Genomic DNA, 18,028 nt, shown 5'->3' with positions numbered 1-18,028 from the left:
TGTACAGAAAAGAGGGACGGGCATGACTGATATACGATTAGATCGTATGGAAAAAATGATGGAACAATTAATTGGTATGGCCGCAAATAATAATTCGACAATTGATGGAATGCGTACAGATTTAACTGCTTTAAAAGATGACGTTGCTATACTTAAAGAGGATTTTATTCGTCTTGAAAATAAAGTTGATATGCTTTATAAAGAACAGCAAGAAGATATAAAAATTATATTACAAAGAATGGCAACCAAAGATGATATTGATAAAGTAGTTGCCACTCAACAATTACATACTGATTGGCTGCGTAAACTTTCAGCTGACTCGATCCAACATGAGCTAGAAATTAATCAATTGAAAATTGCTCGATAAAATAGATGTAAAATTGATAAAACACCGTCACATTATGTGACGGTGTTTTGGTTTGTGCTTTTAATTATGTTAATAATTTTTTCAGCCGCTATCTCAAGAGATTGGTCATTAACAATCGAAAAATGACAATATTCTTCATAAAGGTGTTTTCGCTCATTATAAAGAGTATATATTTTATGACTATTGTCGGCCAGTAGTGGGCGCGTTGTTAAGTCAGAAGAGTTTAAAATCATTTCTATTGGACGATCAATATAAAATATAGTGCCTGTTTGGCGCAGTAAGGTCATATTTTCATCGCGAGTCACAATGCCGCCACCAGTAGAAATGACGATTGATGTTTTATGGTAAATGTCTCGAACGGCCTTGGTTTCGATTTGTCGAAAATAATCTTCCCCTCGTTGAAAAAGAGCGGTGATATTTGTTTGTTCTGTTTCTTCGATATAACTGTCTAAGTCATAAAAAGGAAGATTTAAGAGTTGACCGATAAGTAAGCCAATGGATGATTTTCCACAGCCAGGCATACCGATGAGAACAATATTATTAGTGTTGATCTCCAAATGAATATACCTCCCTAATAAAGATTGTTCACAGTATATCTAAAATTGCCATCGCTGTAACAGCTTCGACAACGGGGACAGCCCTTTGGACAATACATGGATCATGACGACCGCCAACCACGAGAGAAACATTTTCTCCTTTCGCATTCACAGTCTGTTGTTCAATGTGAATGGATGGAGTTGGTTTTACGGCAACGCGAAAAATGAGAGGCATACCATTCGTGATTCCACCCAAGATGCCGCCATTGTGATTGGTGGTGGTTTTGATGATTCCATTTTCGTTAGACATCGCATCATTTGCCATACTGCCACGCATCTCAGCCATTGAAAAACCATCACCGAATTCTACGCCTTTAATTGCAGGGATGGAAAATAACAGATGAGATAATGTGCTTTCTACAGAATCAAAGAAAGGGTCTCCATAACCAGCGGGTAGATTGATCGCTATTCCTTCGATAATACCGCCCACAGAATCTCCGGATGATTTTGCTGATAAAATACATTCTTGCATTTGTTGACCTATTGCAGAATCAATCACGGGGAAAGTTCGGCTGCTTAGTTCCTTTAAAACCTCTTCTTCAATTTGTAGAGGATTAAATTTGGGTTCAGAGATTGAGGCAATACGTTGGATGTGTGCGCCAATCTGGATATTTTTTTGCCAGAGAAACTGTTTAGCAATGGCGCCAGCAAAAACGAGAGGGGCCGTTAATCTGCCTGAAAAATGGCCACCGCCTCGAATATCGTTAAAACCCTTATACTTTATAAAACCGGAATAATCGGCATGACCAGGGCGGAATTTTTGCGCTAAAGAGTCGTAGTCTGCTGATTTTTGATCTTGATTTTCAATTATGGCGCATAAGGGAGTACCAGTGGTTTTACCATTAATAAAGCCGCTCCAAATGGTAAATCGATCTTTTTCATTACGGGCTGTTGCAAGTGGACTTTTTCCAGGTGCGCGGCGCTCCATCTCGCGGGTTACTTCTGCTAAGTCAATTTCAAGGCCGGGTGGCAAACCATCGATGGTGATGCCAATTCCTTTACCATGGCTTTCGCCAAAAATCGTATAGCGAATTTTATTACCCCACGTGGCGCTCATTATTTTTTCCTCCCAACATATGGAAATCTTGCCAGAAGTCAGGATAGGATTTACTTACACATTCACTGTGTTTGATAGTAACAGGTGTTTGGCATGCGACAGAAGCAATAGCAAGGGCCATAGCAATGCGGTGATCGTGCCAACTATGAACAACGCCGCCAGTCAGACAAGGGCGTCCATTGATGGTTAATGAATCTTCATTCTCTTGAATATCAGCACCCAATTTGTTTAATTCTTGTGCAATTGCTTTGAGTCGGTCACATTCCTTGATGCGAAGTCTGCCAGCGCGGATGATTTGAGTTGTTCCATCGCTAACGGCTGCTAATACTGTGAGGATTGGAACAAGATCAGGACATTGAGAGGCATCAATTACGATGCTTTTTGTGATCGCAGGGGAAGCCGTAATGGAATCAGTTTCTATTTTTAATTTCCCTCCCATTTGCTCAATTAAGTCAATAATGACTTTATCGCCTTGGAGGGAATGGGGGTCGAGTCCTGTACAGCGAACAGGATTGCCCAATGTTCCGGCCACCAGCCAAAAAGCAACTTGTGAATAGTCACCTTCGACGCAATAGTCTGTGCTTTGATATTTTTGATTACCTGGTACGATGAATTCGCGGTAGTTGTTGTTAATAATTTTAATGCCAAATCGTTTGAGCATAGATAGGGTCAAATCAATATAACCTTTTGATTCCATTTCTGTTGTGATGATAATCGATGAATCACCAGGTAAGCGCGGTAAAGCAAACAGCAGACCAGAAACAAACTGGGAACTTACATCTCCTCGCAACCGAAATTCGCCGGGTTTCAATGCGCCCGTTACTGAGAGGGGGAGATGTCCATCCGTAGTTTGGTATGCAATCTGCTGTTTATCAAAAATATTAAAGTAATCATGAAGAGGTCGCTCTACAAGCTGACCTTTACCGGTAAAGGTCATGGTCTGGTTATTAAGTCCAAGGGGAATCAAAAAGCGGAGTGTAGAACCCGATTCATTACAAGCAATTTCTAGAGGCGTTGATTGTATGCAATTGGTTCCTGTGATGATCAAAGTATCATTTTCTTGATGAATGACGGCTCCTAAAGCTTCCATGGCCTTCATGGTGGCAATGATATCATCAGATAATAAAACACCAGTAATTTTTGACGTTCCTTCAGCTAGTCCAGCGCAGATAACAGCACGATGGCAAACGCTTTTGGAACTTGGGACACGAACGGTTCCAGCTAGACTAGATGGGGCAATATGCATGTCACTCATAAAATAACCTCCTGATTATAAATAAAGATGTATTTCATCGGGTTTAACTTTTTGAATAAGGCTTTTTCCTATGTGGGCTAGTAAAATAAGATGTAGACCACTTGTGGAATTTTTCTTATCTAAGGTCATTGATTCTAATAATGCTTTTTGATTATAATCCGTTGCCGTAGTGGGCAGGCCGTATTTTTCGATGAGCCCAATCAGGGCCTCGCTTGTGCCAGGTTTGGTAATGCCTAACGCTTCGCTTCGCGTTGTGATGCGTGCCATGCCGATAGCAACGGCTTCGCCGTGGGTATATGTTTCGTAATTAAAATAATTTTCGATTGCGTGACCAATGGTATGACCAAAATTGAGTGTCATTCGTAATCCAGTATCTTTTTCATCTTTCTCAACGAAAGATTGTTTAATTTCGCAGCAAGTAGCAATTACTGAGTGGATATTTTCAAGTAATTCTTGTTCGTCACGATAACGACTGAGGTCTTCAAAGAGAGATGTTTCGCTAATTCCACTATATTTGATGACTTCGGCAATACCATCACGCAGAACTCTAATTGGTAATGTTTCGAGAAGTTTAGGATCGATATAGACTGCGTCAGGGTGATAAAAGGTACCAATCAAATTTTTGCCATTTGGTAGATTGACGGCAACTTTTCCGCCGATACTACTATCGATTTGTGCTAGTAATGTCGTTGGAATTTGTATATAAGGTACTCCGCGTAGGAAAGTTGAAGCAGCAAAACCAACTAAGTCCCCGACCACACCACCGCCAAAGGCGATAATGAGGTCAGAGCGAGATATTTTAAAGTCTAGAAATTGACCATATAAATACTCTAGCATGGTCATAGATTTGCTTTTTTCCCCAGGAGGAACGACGATTTTGGTTACAAGAAAACCTTGCTGGGAAAGGCTATCCATTAAAATATTTCCGTAGAGTGCATCAACATGTTCATCAGTGACGACAGCAATTTTTTTGTTGCTATGGTTCATGGAGATGTGCTTTGCAATTGTAGGCAATAAATCTTTTTTTATCATAATAGAATATTGTTTTTGTGGAAGATTAATCGACAGGGTTTGCACTGAAAATTCCTCCTTCATTCTAAACAAAAGGCTTTTCTTTAGAAGTTTCGGTTATCAATTTGAGCAATTAAGCGTAAAGGTTCCATTAAAGCTGCGAAACGTTCTGTCGTAATGGATTGTTTACCATCACAAACGGCGTTGTCTGGGTCATTGTGTACTTCAATGATGAGTCCATCGGCTCCGACAGCGATAGCTGCTTTGGAAAGTGCCTCTACCATCCACCATTTTCCAGCTGCATGACTAGGATCAATGATGATTGGTAAGTGGCTCAGTCTTTTAAGAGCAAGTACTGCACTTAGATCAAGGGTATTACGTGTGTAAGTTTCAAAGGTACGAATTCCGCGTTCGCACAAAATTACATTGTCGTTGCCGCCAGCCATGATATATTCTGCTGACATGAGAAGCTCTTCAAAAGTAGCACTGAGTCCGCGTTTTAGCAAAATAGGCTTATTTGTTTGACCGAGAGCTTTAAGTAAGTCAAAATTTTGCATGTTACGTGCGCCGACTTGAATAATATCTACATCATCAACGAATTTATCAATTTTAGTGATTGACATGAGTTCCGAGACGATTGGTAATCCAGTTTCTTTTCTCGCAAGTTTCAGCAGTTCAAGTCCTTCTTCTTCCATACCTTGAAAAGCATAAGGTGATGTACGAGGTTTATAAGCGCCGCCACGTAAGAAACCGGCACCAGAGGCTTTCACTTTTTTCGCGATATCAAGAATTTGTTCTTCACTTTCTACAGAACATGGACCGGCGATCATTGTAAGTTGTGTACCACCGATGATTTGGTTTCCTACTTGAATTAGGCTGTTTTCAGGATGAAACATACGATTTGCTTTTTTGTAAGGTTGTTGTACAGATAAAATTTTATCTACATATTTTTTATTTAGCAATCTGTCACGATCAATTTGTTGTGTATTGCCGATAACACCAATAATAATTTGAAATTCACCATAAGTTGGACATGCTTTACAGTCGTTATTTTCTAGAATACGTATGATTTCCTCAAGATTTTCTTGTGTTGCTGTTGGATGTAATACGATAACCATAAATAAAACCTCCTCTTTTTTTGTGGGAAAATTTTCTAGATGATAGTAAAAAAAATAAGACTCCATTGAGTCTTGTCAAGATGCTTGCGAAAAATATGTAGTTGCCAGTTTCAGTCTAGCAATACGATCGCATCAAGATACTCATTGGAAAATTGTTTCATGAAATTTGCCCAGCAAAAATAGTCAAAGCTAAAAAAGTAGCTCCAACTAAAAAAGTAAAAATATTGTTGTCTCATTACTTTATGCATAGGTGTTAACATGAAAACGTCCTCCAATCAAAACAAGTGATAAATTTTTTGTCATTTGCTCTCTATTATAACAAACAGATAAAGTATGTCAAGGGATAGTTGAAAAAAGGTTGTAAAAGAATATAAATGTTAATTATGTTTCCTGGAGTCGGTCTTGTGTGCAGTGAGTAAAAACAGATCCTTTTTGTTGATTTGGATGGAGATTAAATATAAAATCATTACTATAGGTGATGAAAACAGGATAGTTGAATCATAAAGTCGAAAGGGTTATAGTGATCGAAATATGAGGGGGCCATTGCCGTGATAAATGATATTGATCGTCTAGGTATAAAAACACAAAGTGTGTGGAAAGATCCAATTTTTATTTTATTTACTATTTTTATAATGATTGTATCGATTTTGTATATATTTGCTAAGTCTTTATTGATTCTTTTGTTTATTACAGCCTTATTATTCATTCTGCTTGATCCAGCGGTCTTTAGAGTTTCTCGCTGTGTATCACATAGCGTAGCAGTCTTGCTCGTTTTATTTGCTTTTTTTGGTATCTTAGTCGTGGTAGCCAGTTTATTTTTTCATACTATTCTTCCAGATTTAGCAGGGTTTGTAAGAGAATTTCCAGCGGTTGTCGCTCAATTTGATTCTTCGGCTTTATTACGTGGTCTGCCGCCAGAATTCATGGATTATGGCAATCAAGTTCTACATGATGCTGTTGTTTTTGGCGTGGATATTGTTAAAGAATCCATTGTCCCTCTCATCCGTACTTTTTCTGGAGTCGCTGAAATGATTGCAGTGCCTTTTTTAACTTTTTATTTATTAAAAGATGGGAGAAGAATTGCGACTTCCATCGGGAAGTTTTTATCACCAGTGCAGGTCGGAAAGATTTCCCCTTTTTTAGGTGATGTTGGCAGAGTGCTTGGCAGTTATATCAGAGGACAAATGCTCATTTCTCTCGTTTCAGGTATTGTGGTATTTATAGGAATGTCCATTTTCGGTTTACCTTATGCACATATTTTGGCGGTCGTATCTGCGCTGTCAGAATTTGTGCCTGTTATTGGCACCGTGATTGCAACTGTACCTGGCACTTTGGTAGCCTTATCTTATTCCCCCTTATTGGCGTTAAAGGTATTGTTATTTTATGTGATTTTATTAAAAGTAAATCATAATATTATCTATCCTAAGGTAGTTGGTAAGGCGATTAAGGTACATCCTTTATTTATTATGGTTGCCATTTTATTATTTGGTCATCTGTTTGGAGTTACTGGTATGTTGTTTGCGGTACCTACTGTAGCGGTGGGGCGAGTCTGGTTACTGCATTTGCTAGGGCAAGAAAAGGGTGATAGAGTCTGCTAATCATTTTGAAGTTCATATCGATAGGATCTATTGCTTTAAAAAAGTAGTAGATCCTATTTTTTTGCGAAATCAGAAAGTATAATTGTGTGATACACGATTGTTTTTATTTTGATATACTTTAAATATGAAAAAATATATCAAAAAGCAAACTAAAATGATATAATCAAAATGACTATATAGTCATTTTGATTATATCATTTTTAGTAAGAAAGGTGAGAGTTTGATGCTTCTACAAAAACGCAAGAAACTTTCCATTGTAATTATGGTCATGGTTGTATTTTCAAGTATTATTGGATACCGAATCTATCAAAATCTATCTGTAAGCAAAGAACGAACTGCTAAAATGTCTCAAAGTAAAGGCGTTGCTGTTCAGGTTGCTACAGTAGAAGTGCGTGATATGATACCAGTAGCCGAATTTTCAGCGGGGTTAGAACCAGTATGGAGTACGGATATTTCCGCCAAAGTTGATAGCCGGATCGATACTCTTCAGGTAGCAGAGGGCGATCGTGTTGAGGCTGGTGCTGTCGTAGCGACACTCGATACGAATGAGTTATCAGCACAAGTGTTACAAGCTCAGGGGAATCTATCTGTCGCTCAGTCTAGTTTGGAACAGGCAGAGTTAGACTATAATCGATATAGTGCTTTAGCTTCTCAAGGTGCAGTATCGGCACAGCTTCTTGATAATGCGAGAACAAAACGAGATGCAGCAAGTGGACAAGTGCGGGCTGCAGAGGGAACTGTAAGGCAGGCGCAAGAAAAATTAAATAATGGGACTGTTGTAACGCCTCGTGGCGGTGTAGTGACCAAAAGATATGTACAGTCTGGAACTTTTACACGAGTCGGAGCTCCTATTATTACAGTAGCTGATTTATCTACTTTATTAGCTAAGGCTACGATCGGTGAGGCTCAGGTCGCAGAATTGAAAGTGGGATCCAGTGTAACAGTTAAGGTGGATGCCCTAAGTGGGCAAGAATTTAGCGGTAGTATTGTACGTATTTCCCCTGTGGCAGCTTTACCGGCCCGCACTTTTACAGCGGAAATTTCAATTGACAATGAGCAAGGTCTATTAAAGGCTGGGATGTTTGCTAAAATAGGAGTGCCGATTAAGCCACATCCTAATGCAGTGGTTATTCCTGAAAGTGCTTTGGTTATGCGAGAGGATCAAAAAACAGTATTTGTTCTTGGAGATGACAATAAAGTACAGCAACGTGTATTAAAGCTAGGGTTTATTGGTGGTGGTGTAGCAGAAGTTCTTGATGGGGTAAAACAAGGGGAACGTATTGTAGTGGAAGGACAAAATAAAATAAAGGATGGCATTGAAGTCAGTGCAGTGAAGGATGGTGGACAGTAATGGGAGGGATTATAACGTTCATTAAACGTCCTGTATTTACAACGATGCTGGTTATGCTATTGGTAGTATTTGGTTTAGGAGCCTATCCGAGTCTGGGGATTGATCTTAATCCTGATGTTGATTTTCCTCTTGTCAATGTATCTGTTAGTTATGCTGGTGCTTCACCGGAAGAAATGGAAAGTTTGGTAACGAAACCGATTGAGGATGTCGTAAGTTCCCTTTCAGGTATCAAAAATTTAACTTCAGTAACAAAGGAAGGGGTTTCTCAAACAACGATCGAATTTGAGTTTGGGACTGATCCTAAACTTGCAGCAAATGAAGTGCGAGAAAAAGTGGCAACTGTCCGTAAAAGACTTCCTGATCAGATTGATGAACCGACCATTCAACGGTTTGATATGGGGGCTGCCCCTGTTTTATATTTTAGTATGCTGTCAAATACCCGAAGTCCCGGAGAAATAAGAAAATTAGCTGTTGATGTAGTAAAAGATGAATTGCAACGTATTGATGGCGTTGCTGATGTGAGTATTACAGGTGCTACAGAACGTGAGATCCAAGTGCAGGTAGATTCTAAGAAATTAGCAGTTTATAAAATTACCATGCAACAAATTATTGATGGTATCAATAATCAAAATTTGAATGCTCCTGGAGGAGATATCACTGAAAAAGGAACTCAGTTAACAGTTCGGACAATCGGGCAATATAAAAGTGTTGATGATATTAAAAATCTCATCATTGCTAACCAGGATGGCCGTTTGATTAAGCTGAGTGATGTAGGAGATATCGTTGATAGCTTTGCTGAACAGCGTTCCTTAGTGCGTACAAATGGAGTGCCGAGTGTGATGGTTGCTATACAAAAACAATCAGGGACAAATACGGTAGATGTAGCTGAGCGTGCTAAAAGTGCCATGGACAAAGTGCAAAAATTATTGCCGCCAGATATAAAAGTTTCGGTCACTCGTGATACAGCAGTGTATATCAAAAGCAGTGTAGACGATGTTATGATGTCTATGATTTTTGGTGGGTTTTTAGCTGTTGTCATCACCTTTTTGTTTTTGCAAAATACTCGGGCGACTATGATTGGTGCGATTGCGATTCCGACTTCAGTGATTGCAACGTTTTTCTTATTAAAAAATATGCATTTCACGTTGAATAATATGTCTTTGATGGGACTTAGTTTGGCTGTCGGCATTTTAATTGATGATGCCATTGTTGTTATTGAAAATATTTATCGGCACATGGAAGCTGGTAAATCAGCTTTAGAGGCAGCGCGAGATGGTACTTCAGAAATTGCTTTGGCGGTTATGGCTACCACTTTATCTATCTTAGCTGTATTTGTACCTGTGGGCAGTATGGGCGGGATTGTTGGTCAATATTTCAAACAATTTGGTTTAACAGTAGCCTTTGCTGTAACTTTTTCCTTGTTTGTAGCTTTTACTTTGACGCCAACATTATCAGCCTACTGGCTAAAAAAACCAGAACATGATAAACCGATACTCCACGGTTGGCGCAAAATACTACAAACTTTCTTGGAATATTGGGAGAACGGTTTTCTAGTAGTGCAGGAAAACTACAAAAACGTTTTAATCTGGGCACTACATCGACCGAAAAAAATTGTAGTGATTGCAGTAGCTTCCCTGCTTATCAATGGATTATTATTGCCCTTTATTGGTACTGAGTTTCAACCCACCTATGATTCAGGGGAATTTAGTATTATGATGACAGCGCCAGCAGGTACAGCTTTTGAAAAAATGCAGAGGCTTGTTGCCCCAATTGAGAAAGAGGTAACAGGGATACCAGAATTGGAATCTGCTGTATTGACTGTGGGGCCTGGTAATCAAGGGAATAAAGCGACGATCGGTGTAAAGTTGGTTGCTACTGATCAACGATCACGATCAATGGATAAAATTATGGATGAGCTAAGATTAAAATTTCGTAATTTTGGCGACTTAAAAGTTGCTGTACAAAATAGTCAAGGTATGGGGCGTGGTGATGCTAGGCCAGTACAACTTGCTCTGCGGGGACCTGATCTTGAAGTGTTGACTCATACAGCTCAGGAACTAGCGGGAAAAATCAAACAGATTCCCGGTACTGCTGATGTTGATATATCAAGTGAACAGTCATCTCCAGAAGTGCAGATTACACTGAATTCTGTACGGGTCAATGATGCGGGACTTGATGCAACCGTAGTGGCAAATACAGTTCAATCAGCTTTTCTAGGAATTAATACTAGAAATAAATATAATGCTGGAGATAAAGATTACAATATTAAGGTACGGTTGGCGTCTGAACATCGGCAGAGTATTGATGATGTGGCTAATTTGCAGATTGCTGCAAAGTCTGGACAGTTTATTAGATTGGGAGACGTTGCAGAGATTAAATTATCATCAGGACCGACTGAAATCGATCGAGATATGCGCCAACGAGAAGTGATCGTTTATTCCAATGTAGTAGGGGTATCATCAGGTGATATTATTACGAAGGTGAAAGAAATTATGTCAGGGATGAATTTGCCTCTCGGATACTCTTACAAATTTGTTGGACAAGCCCAAACGATGCAAGATTCTTTTATGGAAATTGGAAAGTCATTAGGATTGGCAGTCATCTTAATTTATATGGTACTTGCTGCCCAATTTGAAAGCTTTATTCATCCTCTGACCATTATGTTATCCCTGCCATTTTCATTAGTAGGTGCTATTTTAGGCCTATTGATTTCTGGGCAAACTATGAATATTATGTCATTGATTGGTGTGATTATGTTAATGGGATTGGTGACTAAAAATGCCATTCTATTAGTAGATTATACAAATCAGCTAAGGGAAACGGGTAAAGAAATCACTGAAGCGTTGATAGAAGCAGGTAGTGTGCGGCTGCGCCCTATCTTAATGACCACTGCAGCAATGATTTTTGGAATGATGCCTATCGCATTAGGGATTGGTGCAGGAGCTGAACTTCGTCAGTCCATGGGGGTAGTGCTGGTTGGTGGCCTTATTACGTCCACCATACTCACATTGGTGGTTGTGCCAGTTGTATACTTGATGATTAATCAATTACAAAAACGTAAGTGATGAAAAGATACAGTTTCATAAAAAAGCAAAGACCTACAGACGGCGCATGCGATCTGTAGGTCTTTGCTGCTGAATCAAGAGTTAATCATTGTGAGAAATACAACTAGTTAGCAGGTTGTAGGAATTGTTTGGCGAAGTCATTTATAATCAGTTGTAAATGTATATGATGTCGTTTGCGCCAAGGAGGATAAAAAGATGTCCCGTAGAGTTTCTATATTATTTATCGTAGGATTATTTATACTGAATGTAATGAGTGTGACTGTCTTTGCTAGTGGGAAAGCAAACAACTCTTATGACTCGTATTATCAAGTTATTTATCACCATATTGCAGAACGTAGTCCGATGGGGTCCGAGTGGTCGGCTTGGATTGCTCAAGCCATTCTTTACTATTCAGGACAATATGCACTAGACCCACTTTTAGTTACAGCATTATTTCAACAAGAATCAGGATTCAATATGGCTGCTTATTCTCGGACTGGGGCAGTTGGAATTGCTCAATTGCAACCAGAAACAGCTGCTGGGCTAGGATTCGATCCTGCTGATCCAGCACAAAATATAGAAGGTGGCATAAAATATTTAGCTGTTCAACTGGCTAGATTTAATCAAGCAGGTGACTGGGGGACTACCTACGCAGTAGCAGCCTATAATGCTGGACCAGAATCTGTTATAAAGTATCAAGGAATTCCACCTTATTCTGAAACGAAAAATCATGTAAATGGTGTAGCGCAAAATTATAGTCAGTTACAAAAAGAAATGGGGTATTAGGAAAATAAGATGAGAAACACCTAAATAAGGAATTTGGTTGTATAATAGTTAGTAAAGACTATATAATATTTACATAATCAAAATGGAGGAGGCTGAATCAATGAGTATACATATTAATGCTGAGCAAGGTGATATCGCAAGTACGGTATTAATGCCAGGAGATCCACTAAGAGCAAAGTTTATTGCAGAAAAATTTTTACAGAAGGCTGTTTGCTATAATGAAGTGCGGGGCATGTACGGATACACTGGTTTTTATAAAGGAAAAAGAATTTCAGTTCAAGCATCGGGTATGGGAGTGCCATCAATATCCATTTATGCTCATGAACTCATTACTAGTTATAATGTGAAAAATATTATTCGAATTGGTACATGCGGTTCATTGCAAGAAAACGTAAAAATAAAAGATGTGATCATGGCGATGTCTGCATCCCATGATTCTAATATCAATCTACAACGTTTTGAAGGCATGACTTATGCGCCTACTGCAAGTTTTCAGCTTTTGGAGAAAGCCTATCATACAGCACAAAAGCTAGGTATTGAGGTTAAGGTTGGCAATATCTTCACAACAGATACCTTTTATCATGATAATCCTACGGATTGGAAACGTTGGTCTGATTTTGGTGTTCTTGCTGTTGAGATGGAAACAGTAGGACTCTATACATTAGCAGCGAAACATGGTATTAATGCCTTGACCATTCTAACCGTGAGTGATAGTTTGGTCACTGGCGAAGCCACTACAGCAGATGAACGTCAGACTACTTTTACGCAAATGATGAATATTGCCCTGGAAATGTCTGAATAAAATAATCTGCTTTACTAATTGTGATAAATGAATTATGATTTAACTAATTAAATAAGATGCTAGGGGGGCCTAATGGCTGAGAAGGATGTTCCTGACCCTTTGAACCTGACATGGTTAATACCATCGTAGGGAAGCTGCTTTGTATATTTTTTTTATATTGAGCGAACAAGCTTATCCTCTGTGGATAAGCTTTTTTTCCTATTAGAAATCATAGTGAAGTTATACTCGGGATCAGATTTTTATTTTTTGTAGATCGATAAGGCATGTCAGCGTTTCTCTTATTTAAAATTCCTTAAATCATGAATTTTGTGAGGTGAAAGATTTGCAAGTTGTATTGAATGGCAATCAAGAAATGTTGGAAAGAAATTTATCTTTATCGGAATTTGTAGAACTCAAAGGACTCAATCCAGAAACAATTATTGTTGAGTACAATGGGGAAATCGTAAAAAAAACAGAATGGTCAGCTATTGTTTTAAAAGATGATGATTGTTTAGAAGTACTGAATTTTGTTGGAGGAGGCTGAGGATATGAGTGATGCCTTAATAATTGGTGGGAAAAGTTTGCAGAGTCGATTATTCATTGGTACAGGTAAATATTCTACAGATGAGATGATTCCTGAAATAGTAAAAAAATCTGGATCAGAAGTCATTACTGTAGCCTTACGTCGGGTTGATTTTAATTCTTCTACTGGAAATGTGATGAATCATATTCCCTCTGGTATGCAATTATTACCCAATACATCTGGAGCTAGGAATGCGCAAGAAGCAATACGTATTGCACGTTTAGCTAAAGCAGCAGGATGTGGTAATTGGATTAAAATTGAGGTGATATCCGATAACAAGTACTTACTGCCTGATGGTTATGAAACGATCAAAGCGACTGAAGTTTTGGCAGCAGAAGGATTTGTGGTTTTGCCTTATATCAGTCCAGATTTGATGGTTGCAAAGAAACTTGTTGAAGTAGGTGCAGCAGCAGTGATGCCACTTGGTGCGCCAATTGGTACAAATCGCGGTCTTAAAACGAAAGAGTTATTAAAAATATTAATTGAGGAAATATCCTTACCTGTCATTGTTGATGCTGGTATTGGTAAACCTTCGGATGCCTGTGAAGCGATGGAAATGGGAGCGGCAGCTTGCTTGCTTAATACTGCAATTGCGAGTTCTAATAATCCAGGGCTCATGGCTGAAGCTTTTGGTATGGCGGTCATTGCAGGACGCAAAGCTTATTTAGCTGGGCTAGGAGGAACTCATCAATATGCGAGTGCATCATCACCTCTTACTGGATTCTTAAATGACTAAGGGGGAAACTATGAGTTTTTATGATGAATATGTACAATATTCCAATGATGATATCGATGCAGTATTAACAGGTACAACATCGGATCAAGTTGTAAAGATTATTGGCAAAGATCGATTAACAGTCATGGACTTTTTAGCTTTGTTATCACCTGCCGCTGAAGAACATTTAGAATTGATGGCGCAAAAAGCTCATCAGTTAACTAGGCAAAATTTTGGACGTGTCATTTTCTTATTTACACCAATCTATTTGTCGGACTACTGTACAAATAAATGTGTTTACTGTGGTTTTAATGTAACCAACACTTTTACGCGGAAAAAACTGACTCTTGAAGAAGTGGAAAAAGAAGCTCAAAGTATTGCTGCTACGGGGCTTAAACATATTTTGTTTTTGACAGGTGATGCTCCGAAGATTGCTGGCGTTGCTTATATGAAAGAGTGTATTAAAATTTTGAAAAAATATTTCTCTGCCATCGCTATTGAAATATATGCTATGGATAAGTCGGAATACGAGGAATTGGTCGATGCCGGAGTCGACAGTATGACAATGTTTCAAGAAACATATGATCCGCTTTTATATGATCAATTGCATTTAGCAGGTCCTAAAAAAGATTATCGTTATCGTCTCGACGCACCGGAGCGGGCTTGTCAGGCGGGGATGCGATCTGTCAATCTTGGTGCATTGCTTGGTCTTGATCAGTGGCGGCGTGATGGTTTTTTTGTAGGCTTACATACCAATTATATTCAAAATAAATATTCAGATGTGGAAGTAAGTCTTTCTTTGCCGCGCATACGCCCGACCATGGGGCAATGTGAAACTGGACTTACTGTAAATGATAGAAATATGGTACAAATGATGACAGCTTTTCGTTTATTTATGCCGCGCGCTGGAATTACTCTTTCTACACGTGAAAATGCACAGTTTCGTGATCATGCAATTAAACTTGGAGTCACAAAAATGTCTGCAGGGGTCAATACCGCAGTTGGCGGTCATACGGAAAGTCAAGAAAATTCAGGTCAGTTTGCAATATCGGATGAACGAAGTGTTGCCCAAATGTGTGAAGCTATATTGCAACTTGGATACCAACCAGTATTTAAGGATTGGCAAGCAATATGATGAATCATCTTACGAATCGATTTGAAGAAGCGTTACAGGGTGCTTTCGGTGAAGGAAAGCTAAGAAAAATACAAAGAGCAACCATTGGCATAGCTGGCGCTGGTGGTCTCGGTTCTAATTGTGCAGTCAACTTGGTGCGCAGTGGTTTTCTTAATTTTGTGATTGTGGATTTTGATCAAATTGAGTATTCGAATCTCAACCGCCAGTTTTATTTTTATAATCAGGTCGGTTTGCCGAAAGTGCAGGCGTTACAGGAAAATTTGCTTGCCATTAATCCTAATTTACAATTAGACATTAGGCAACAAAAAATTGAAGAAGATAATGTGGAAACGATTTTTGCGAATTGTGATGTGATTGTCGAGGCTTTTGATCAGGCACGTTATAAAAAAATGATTGTCGAACACTATCTACCTTCGAATAAGCTGATTGTATCTGCATCAGGAATTGCTGGCTGGTCAAATAGTGATGAATTAAAAACCCATAAGATCAAAGAAAATTTATATATTATTGGTGATTTGTCGTCAGCAGTTGGAAAAGACTTACCGCCATGTGCGCCCAGAGTCAGTATTGCTGCGGCAAAACAAGCGAATATTATCTTAGATTATATATTGAAAGGAGAATAGTCCATATGCAAAGAAATTACCGTTTTAATACAGAGTTATATTGTATTACAGCTGAAGAACTTTCAATGGGGCGTAGCAACGTTGAGGTTGTAAAAGAAATGATTGCTGCTGGCGTGAAAATCATACAATACCGAGAAAAAGACAAAAAAATGAAAGTGAAATACAGTGAATGTTGCATTATTAGAGAACTGACTAAGAAGGCCGGTGTCACGTTTATTGTTAATGATGATATTGATTTGGCGATCATTGTACAGGCGGATGGTGTACATATTGGTCAAGATGATTTACCGATTGAAAAAGTACGGGAACTGGTTGGAGAGCAGATGATTATCGGTATTTCAACTCATTGTCCTGAAGAGGCCCAGCAGGCTGTTCAAGCGGGGGCTGATTATATTGGAGTAGGACCTATTTTCAAAACGGCTACGAAGAAAGATGTATGTGCTCCTGTAGGGTTTGAGTATTTAGACTATGTTGCAAAAAACATACCGATTCCTTTTGTTGCCATTGGTGGAATTAAACTCAATAATATCCCCGAGGTGATCAAGAGCGGTGCGCAGTGTGTTGCGATCATTACAGAAATAACGACAGCTGGTGATATCCCTGAGCGGATCAGCCAAATTAGAGAAGTCATTAAAAATAGTATAGTTGAGGAGAAATGATGATGAATTATACAACACAAATGGATGCAGCCAAAAAAGGAATTGTTACTAAGGAAATAGCGAGGGTTGCAGAAAAAGAAGATATGGATGTTGCTCTCTTAATGGAGCTTGTTGCCCAAGGGAAAATTGCGATACCAGCCAATAAAAACCATACATCTCTTGATGCTACAGGAGTAGGTCAAGGATTGAGCACAAAAATTAATGTTAATCTTGGTGTTTCAGAAGATTGCTGTGATGTGGAGCAAGAAATTTGCAAAGTCCAAAAAGCCATTGATATGAAAGCTGATGCGATTATGGATTTGAGCTGTTTTGGAAAAACGCGGGAATTTCGTCGTCGGTTGATTGAAATGTCACCTGCCATGATCGGTACAGTACCCATGTATGATGCTGTGGGTTTTTTAGATAAAGAACTAAAAGATATTACCGCTGAAGAATTTTTAGCTGTTGTGGAAAAACATGCAGAAGATGGCGTTGATTTCATGACGATTCATTCTGGTCTTAACCGCGAAACAGCTGCGAAGGTAAAAGAAGAAAGACGATTAACCAATATTGTATCCCGCGGCGGTTCGTTACTCTTTGCTTGGATGGAACTGAATAATAGTGAAAATCCTTTTTATGAATATTATGATCGGGTACTTGATATCTGCGCTAAGCATGATGTTACCTTGAGTCTCGGAGATGCTTGCCGTCCAGGTTCTATTAATGATTCGACAGATGCATCTCAAATTCATGAACTGATTGTTCTTGGTCAATTGACAAAACGTGCTTGGGCAAAAAATGTTCAAGTTATGATTGAAGGACCTGGACATATGGCATTAAATGAAATCACTGGAAATGTTATGTTGCAAAAACGTCTATGCCATGGTGCACCTTTTTATGTATTAGGACCATTGGTAACGGATGTAGCACCTGGCTATGATCATATTACCAGTGCAATTGGGGGAGCTATTGCTGCTTCTGCTGGTGCAGACTTTTTGTGTTATGTGACGCCTGCCGAACATTTGCGTTTACCAACCTTGGATGACATGAAAGAAGGGATTATCGCAGCGCGTATTGCGGCTCATGCTGCCGATATTGCTAAAGGAGTTAAAGGTGCGCGAAATTGGGATAATCAAATGAGTAAAGCACGCGCAGATATTGATTTTAACAAGATGATTGAACTGGCCATTGATCCTGAGAAAGCTAAATCTTATCGGGAATCATCATTGCCTGAGCAAGAAGACACATGTACAATGTGCGGTAAAATGTGTGCGATGAAAACGATGAATCGAATTTTAAATGGGGAAGGTTTAGATATTTAAAACCTTCTGATCCTTATATAACTTGTAATCATGATTACAAAAAGTGTG

The 18,028-nt window shown here is 39.0% G+C and carries 17 protein-coding genes and 1 riboswitch; of the genes, 12 read left to right on the top strand and 5 right to left on the bottom strand.

The window, feature by feature from the left end; all coding sequences use genetic code 11:
- The first annotated feature begins 22 nt into the window (after positions 1-22).
- Positions 23-367, top strand: coding sequence for a hypothetical protein (locus tag ACAN52_RS16760; protein WP_378956083.1), 345 nt, complete (start codon positions 23-25; stop codon positions 365-367).
- 32 nt (positions 368-399) lie between these two features.
- Here ACAN52_RS16760 and ACAN52_RS16755 read toward each other — a convergent pair whose 3' ends face one another.
- From ACAN52_RS16755 to aroF, 5 genes are read right to left on the bottom strand one after another with little or no spacing between them, the layout of a single operon-like run.
- Positions 400-924 (bottom strand): shikimate kinase, encoded by a 525-nt coding sequence (locus ACAN52_RS16755; protein ID WP_378956082.1) that lies wholly within the window; start codon positions 922-924, stop codon positions 400-402.
- 28 nt (positions 925-952) lie between these two features.
- Entirely contained in the window at positions 953-2,020 is a 1,068-nt protein-coding gene (gene aroC / locus ACAN52_RS16750) for a chorismate synthase (RefSeq protein ID WP_378956081.1), read from the bottom strand.
- Positions 2,001-3,275, bottom strand: coding sequence for a 3-phosphoshikimate 1-carboxyvinyltransferase (gene aroA, locus ACAN52_RS16745; protein ID WP_378956080.1), 1,275 nt, complete (start codon positions 3,273-3,275; stop codon positions 2,001-2,003). Before aroA ends, aroC begins: the two co-directional genes overlap by 20 nt.
- A gap of 15 nt (positions 3,276-3,290) precedes the next feature.
- Positions 3,291-4,352, bottom strand: a complete 1,062-nt coding sequence (aroB, locus tag ACAN52_RS16740; protein ID WP_378956079.1) for a 3-dehydroquinate synthase — start codon at positions 4,350-4,352, stop codon at positions 3,291-3,293.
- A gap of 38 nt (positions 4,353-4,390) precedes the next feature.
- Positions 4,391-5,404 carry a 3-deoxy-7-phosphoheptulonate synthase gene (gene aroF, locus ACAN52_RS16735; RefSeq protein ID WP_378956078.1) on the bottom strand — a complete coding sequence of 338 codons (1,014 nt, stop codon included), beginning with the start codon at positions 5,402-5,404 and terminating at the stop codon, positions 4,391-4,393.
- A 548-nt stretch (positions 5,405-5,952) separates the two neighbouring features.
- Between aroF and ACAN52_RS16730 the strand changes: the two genes are divergently transcribed.
- The 11 genes from ACAN52_RS16730 (at position 5,953) to thiC (ending at position 17,980) form a co-directional block, all read left to right on the top strand.
- Complete coding sequence (locus ACAN52_RS16730; protein WP_378956077.1) at positions 5,953-7,002, top strand: AI-2E family transporter; 1,050 nt, start codon at positions 5,953-5,955, stop codon at positions 7,000-7,002.
- A gap of 223 nt (positions 7,003-7,225) precedes the next feature.
- On the top strand, positions 7,226-8,353 hold the full coding sequence (locus ACAN52_RS16725; RefSeq protein WP_378956076.1) for an efflux RND transporter periplasmic adaptor subunit: 1,128 nt from the start codon (positions 7,226-7,228) through the stop codon (positions 8,351-8,353).
- Positions 8,353-11,418 carry an efflux RND transporter permease subunit gene (locus ACAN52_RS16720; protein ID WP_378956075.1) on the top strand — a complete coding sequence of 1,022 codons (3,066 nt, stop codon included), beginning with the start codon at positions 8,353-8,355 and terminating at the stop codon, positions 11,416-11,418. Before ACAN52_RS16725 ends, ACAN52_RS16720 begins: the two co-directional genes overlap by 1 nt.
- A 195-nt stretch (positions 11,419-11,613) precedes the next feature.
- Positions 11,614-12,183, top strand: coding sequence for a lytic transglycosylase domain-containing protein (locus ACAN52_RS16715; RefSeq protein WP_378956073.1), 570 nt, complete (start codon positions 11,614-11,616; stop codon positions 12,181-12,183).
- Between the two features lie 100 nt (positions 12,184-12,283).
- Entirely contained in the window at positions 12,284-12,985 is a 702-nt protein-coding gene (deoD, locus tag ACAN52_RS16710) for a purine-nucleoside phosphorylase (RefSeq protein WP_378956072.1), read from the top strand.
- Between the two features lie 51 nt (positions 12,986-13,036).
- Positions 13,037-13,134, top strand: a riboswitch (TPP riboswitch).
- 173 nt (positions 13,135-13,307) lie between these two features.
- A complete protein-coding gene (gene thiS / locus ACAN52_RS16705) occupies positions 13,308-13,508 on the top strand; it encodes a sulfur carrier protein ThiS (RefSeq protein WP_378956071.1) in 201 nt (66 codons plus the stop codon).
- Between the two features lie 4 nt (positions 13,509-13,512).
- The gene (locus ACAN52_RS16700; RefSeq protein ID WP_378956070.1) at positions 13,513-14,283 is read left to right on the top strand and encodes a thiazole synthase; all 771 of its coding nucleotides are present in this window, start codon (positions 13,513-13,515) and stop codon (positions 14,281-14,283) included.
- Positions 14,284-14,293: 10 nt separating this feature from the next.
- Positions 14,294-15,397: a 2-iminoacetate synthase ThiH gene (gene thiH, locus ACAN52_RS16695; RefSeq protein ID WP_378956069.1), complete on the top strand. Its 1,104-nt coding sequence runs from the start codon at positions 14,294-14,296 to the stop codon at positions 15,395-15,397.
- Complete coding sequence (gene thiF / locus ACAN52_RS16690) at positions 15,394-16,020, top strand: sulfur carrier protein ThiS adenylyltransferase ThiF (RefSeq protein ID WP_378956068.1); 627 nt, start codon at positions 15,394-15,396, stop codon at positions 16,018-16,020. The genes thiH and thiF overlap by 4 nt, the downstream gene beginning before the upstream one ends.
- A 5-nt stretch (positions 16,021-16,025) precedes the next feature.
- Positions 16,026-16,679 carry a thiamine phosphate synthase gene (thiE, locus tag ACAN52_RS16685; protein ID WP_378956067.1) on the top strand — a complete coding sequence of 218 codons (654 nt, stop codon included), beginning with the start codon at positions 16,026-16,028 and terminating at the stop codon, positions 16,677-16,679.
- Positions 16,680-16,681: 2 nt separating this feature from the next.
- Positions 16,682-17,980, top strand: a complete 1,299-nt coding sequence (thiC, locus tag ACAN52_RS16680; protein ID WP_378956066.1) for a phosphomethylpyrimidine synthase ThiC — start codon at positions 16,682-16,684, stop codon at positions 17,978-17,980.
- Positions 17,981-18,028: the final 48 nt, after the last annotated feature.

This window comes from Pelosinus sp. sgz500959, assembly GCF_042610375.1.
Taxonomy (GTDB): Bacteria; Bacillota; Negativicutes; order DSM-13327; family DSM-13327; genus CTSoil-075.
This window is presented reverse-complemented; position numbering and strand designations above follow the sequence as displayed.

Coding starts and splice junctions, on each gene's coding strand:
- thiC (WP_378956066.1), top strand. CDS start 16,682: ATGAATTATACAACACAAATGGATGCAGCCAAAAAAGGAATTGTTACT.
- aroF (WP_378956078.1), bottom strand. CDS start 5,404: ATGGTTATCGTATTACATCCAACAGCAACACAAGAAAATCTTGAGGAA.
- thiE (WP_378956067.1), top strand. CDS start 16,026: ATGCAAAGAAATTACCGTTTTAATACAGAGTTATATTGTATTACAGCT.
- ACAN52_RS16700 (WP_378956070.1), top strand. CDS start 13,513: ATGAGTGATGCCTTAATAATTGGTGGGAAAAGTTTGCAGAGTCGATTA.
- thiH (WP_378956069.1), top strand. CDS start 14,294: ATGAGTTTTTATGATGAATATGTACAATATTCCAATGATGATATCGAT.
- thiF (WP_378956068.1), top strand. CDS start 15,394: ATGATGAATCATCTTACGAATCGATTTGAAGAAGCGTTACAGGGTGCT.
- ACAN52_RS16715 (WP_378956073.1), top strand. CDS start 11,614: ATGTCCCGTAGAGTTTCTATATTATTTATCGTAGGATTATTTATACTG.
- deoD (WP_378956072.1), top strand. CDS start 12,284: ATGAGTATACATATTAATGCTGAGCAAGGTGATATCGCAAGTACGGTA.
- ACAN52_RS16720 (WP_378956075.1), top strand. CDS start 8,353: ATGGGAGGGATTATAACGTTCATTAAACGTCCTGTATTTACAACGATG.
- ACAN52_RS16725 (WP_378956076.1), top strand. CDS start 7,226: ATGCTTCTACAAAAACGCAAGAAACTTTCCATTGTAATTATGGTCATG.
- aroC (WP_378956081.1), bottom strand. CDS start 2,020: ATGAGCGCCACGTGGGGTAATAAAATTCGCTATACGATTTTTGGCGAA.
- aroA (WP_378956080.1), bottom strand. CDS start 3,275: ATGAGTGACATGCATATTGCCCCATCTAGTCTAGCTGGAACCGTTCGT.
- ACAN52_RS16760 (WP_378956083.1), top strand. CDS start 23: ATGACTGATATACGATTAGATCGTATGGAAAAAATGATGGAACAATTA.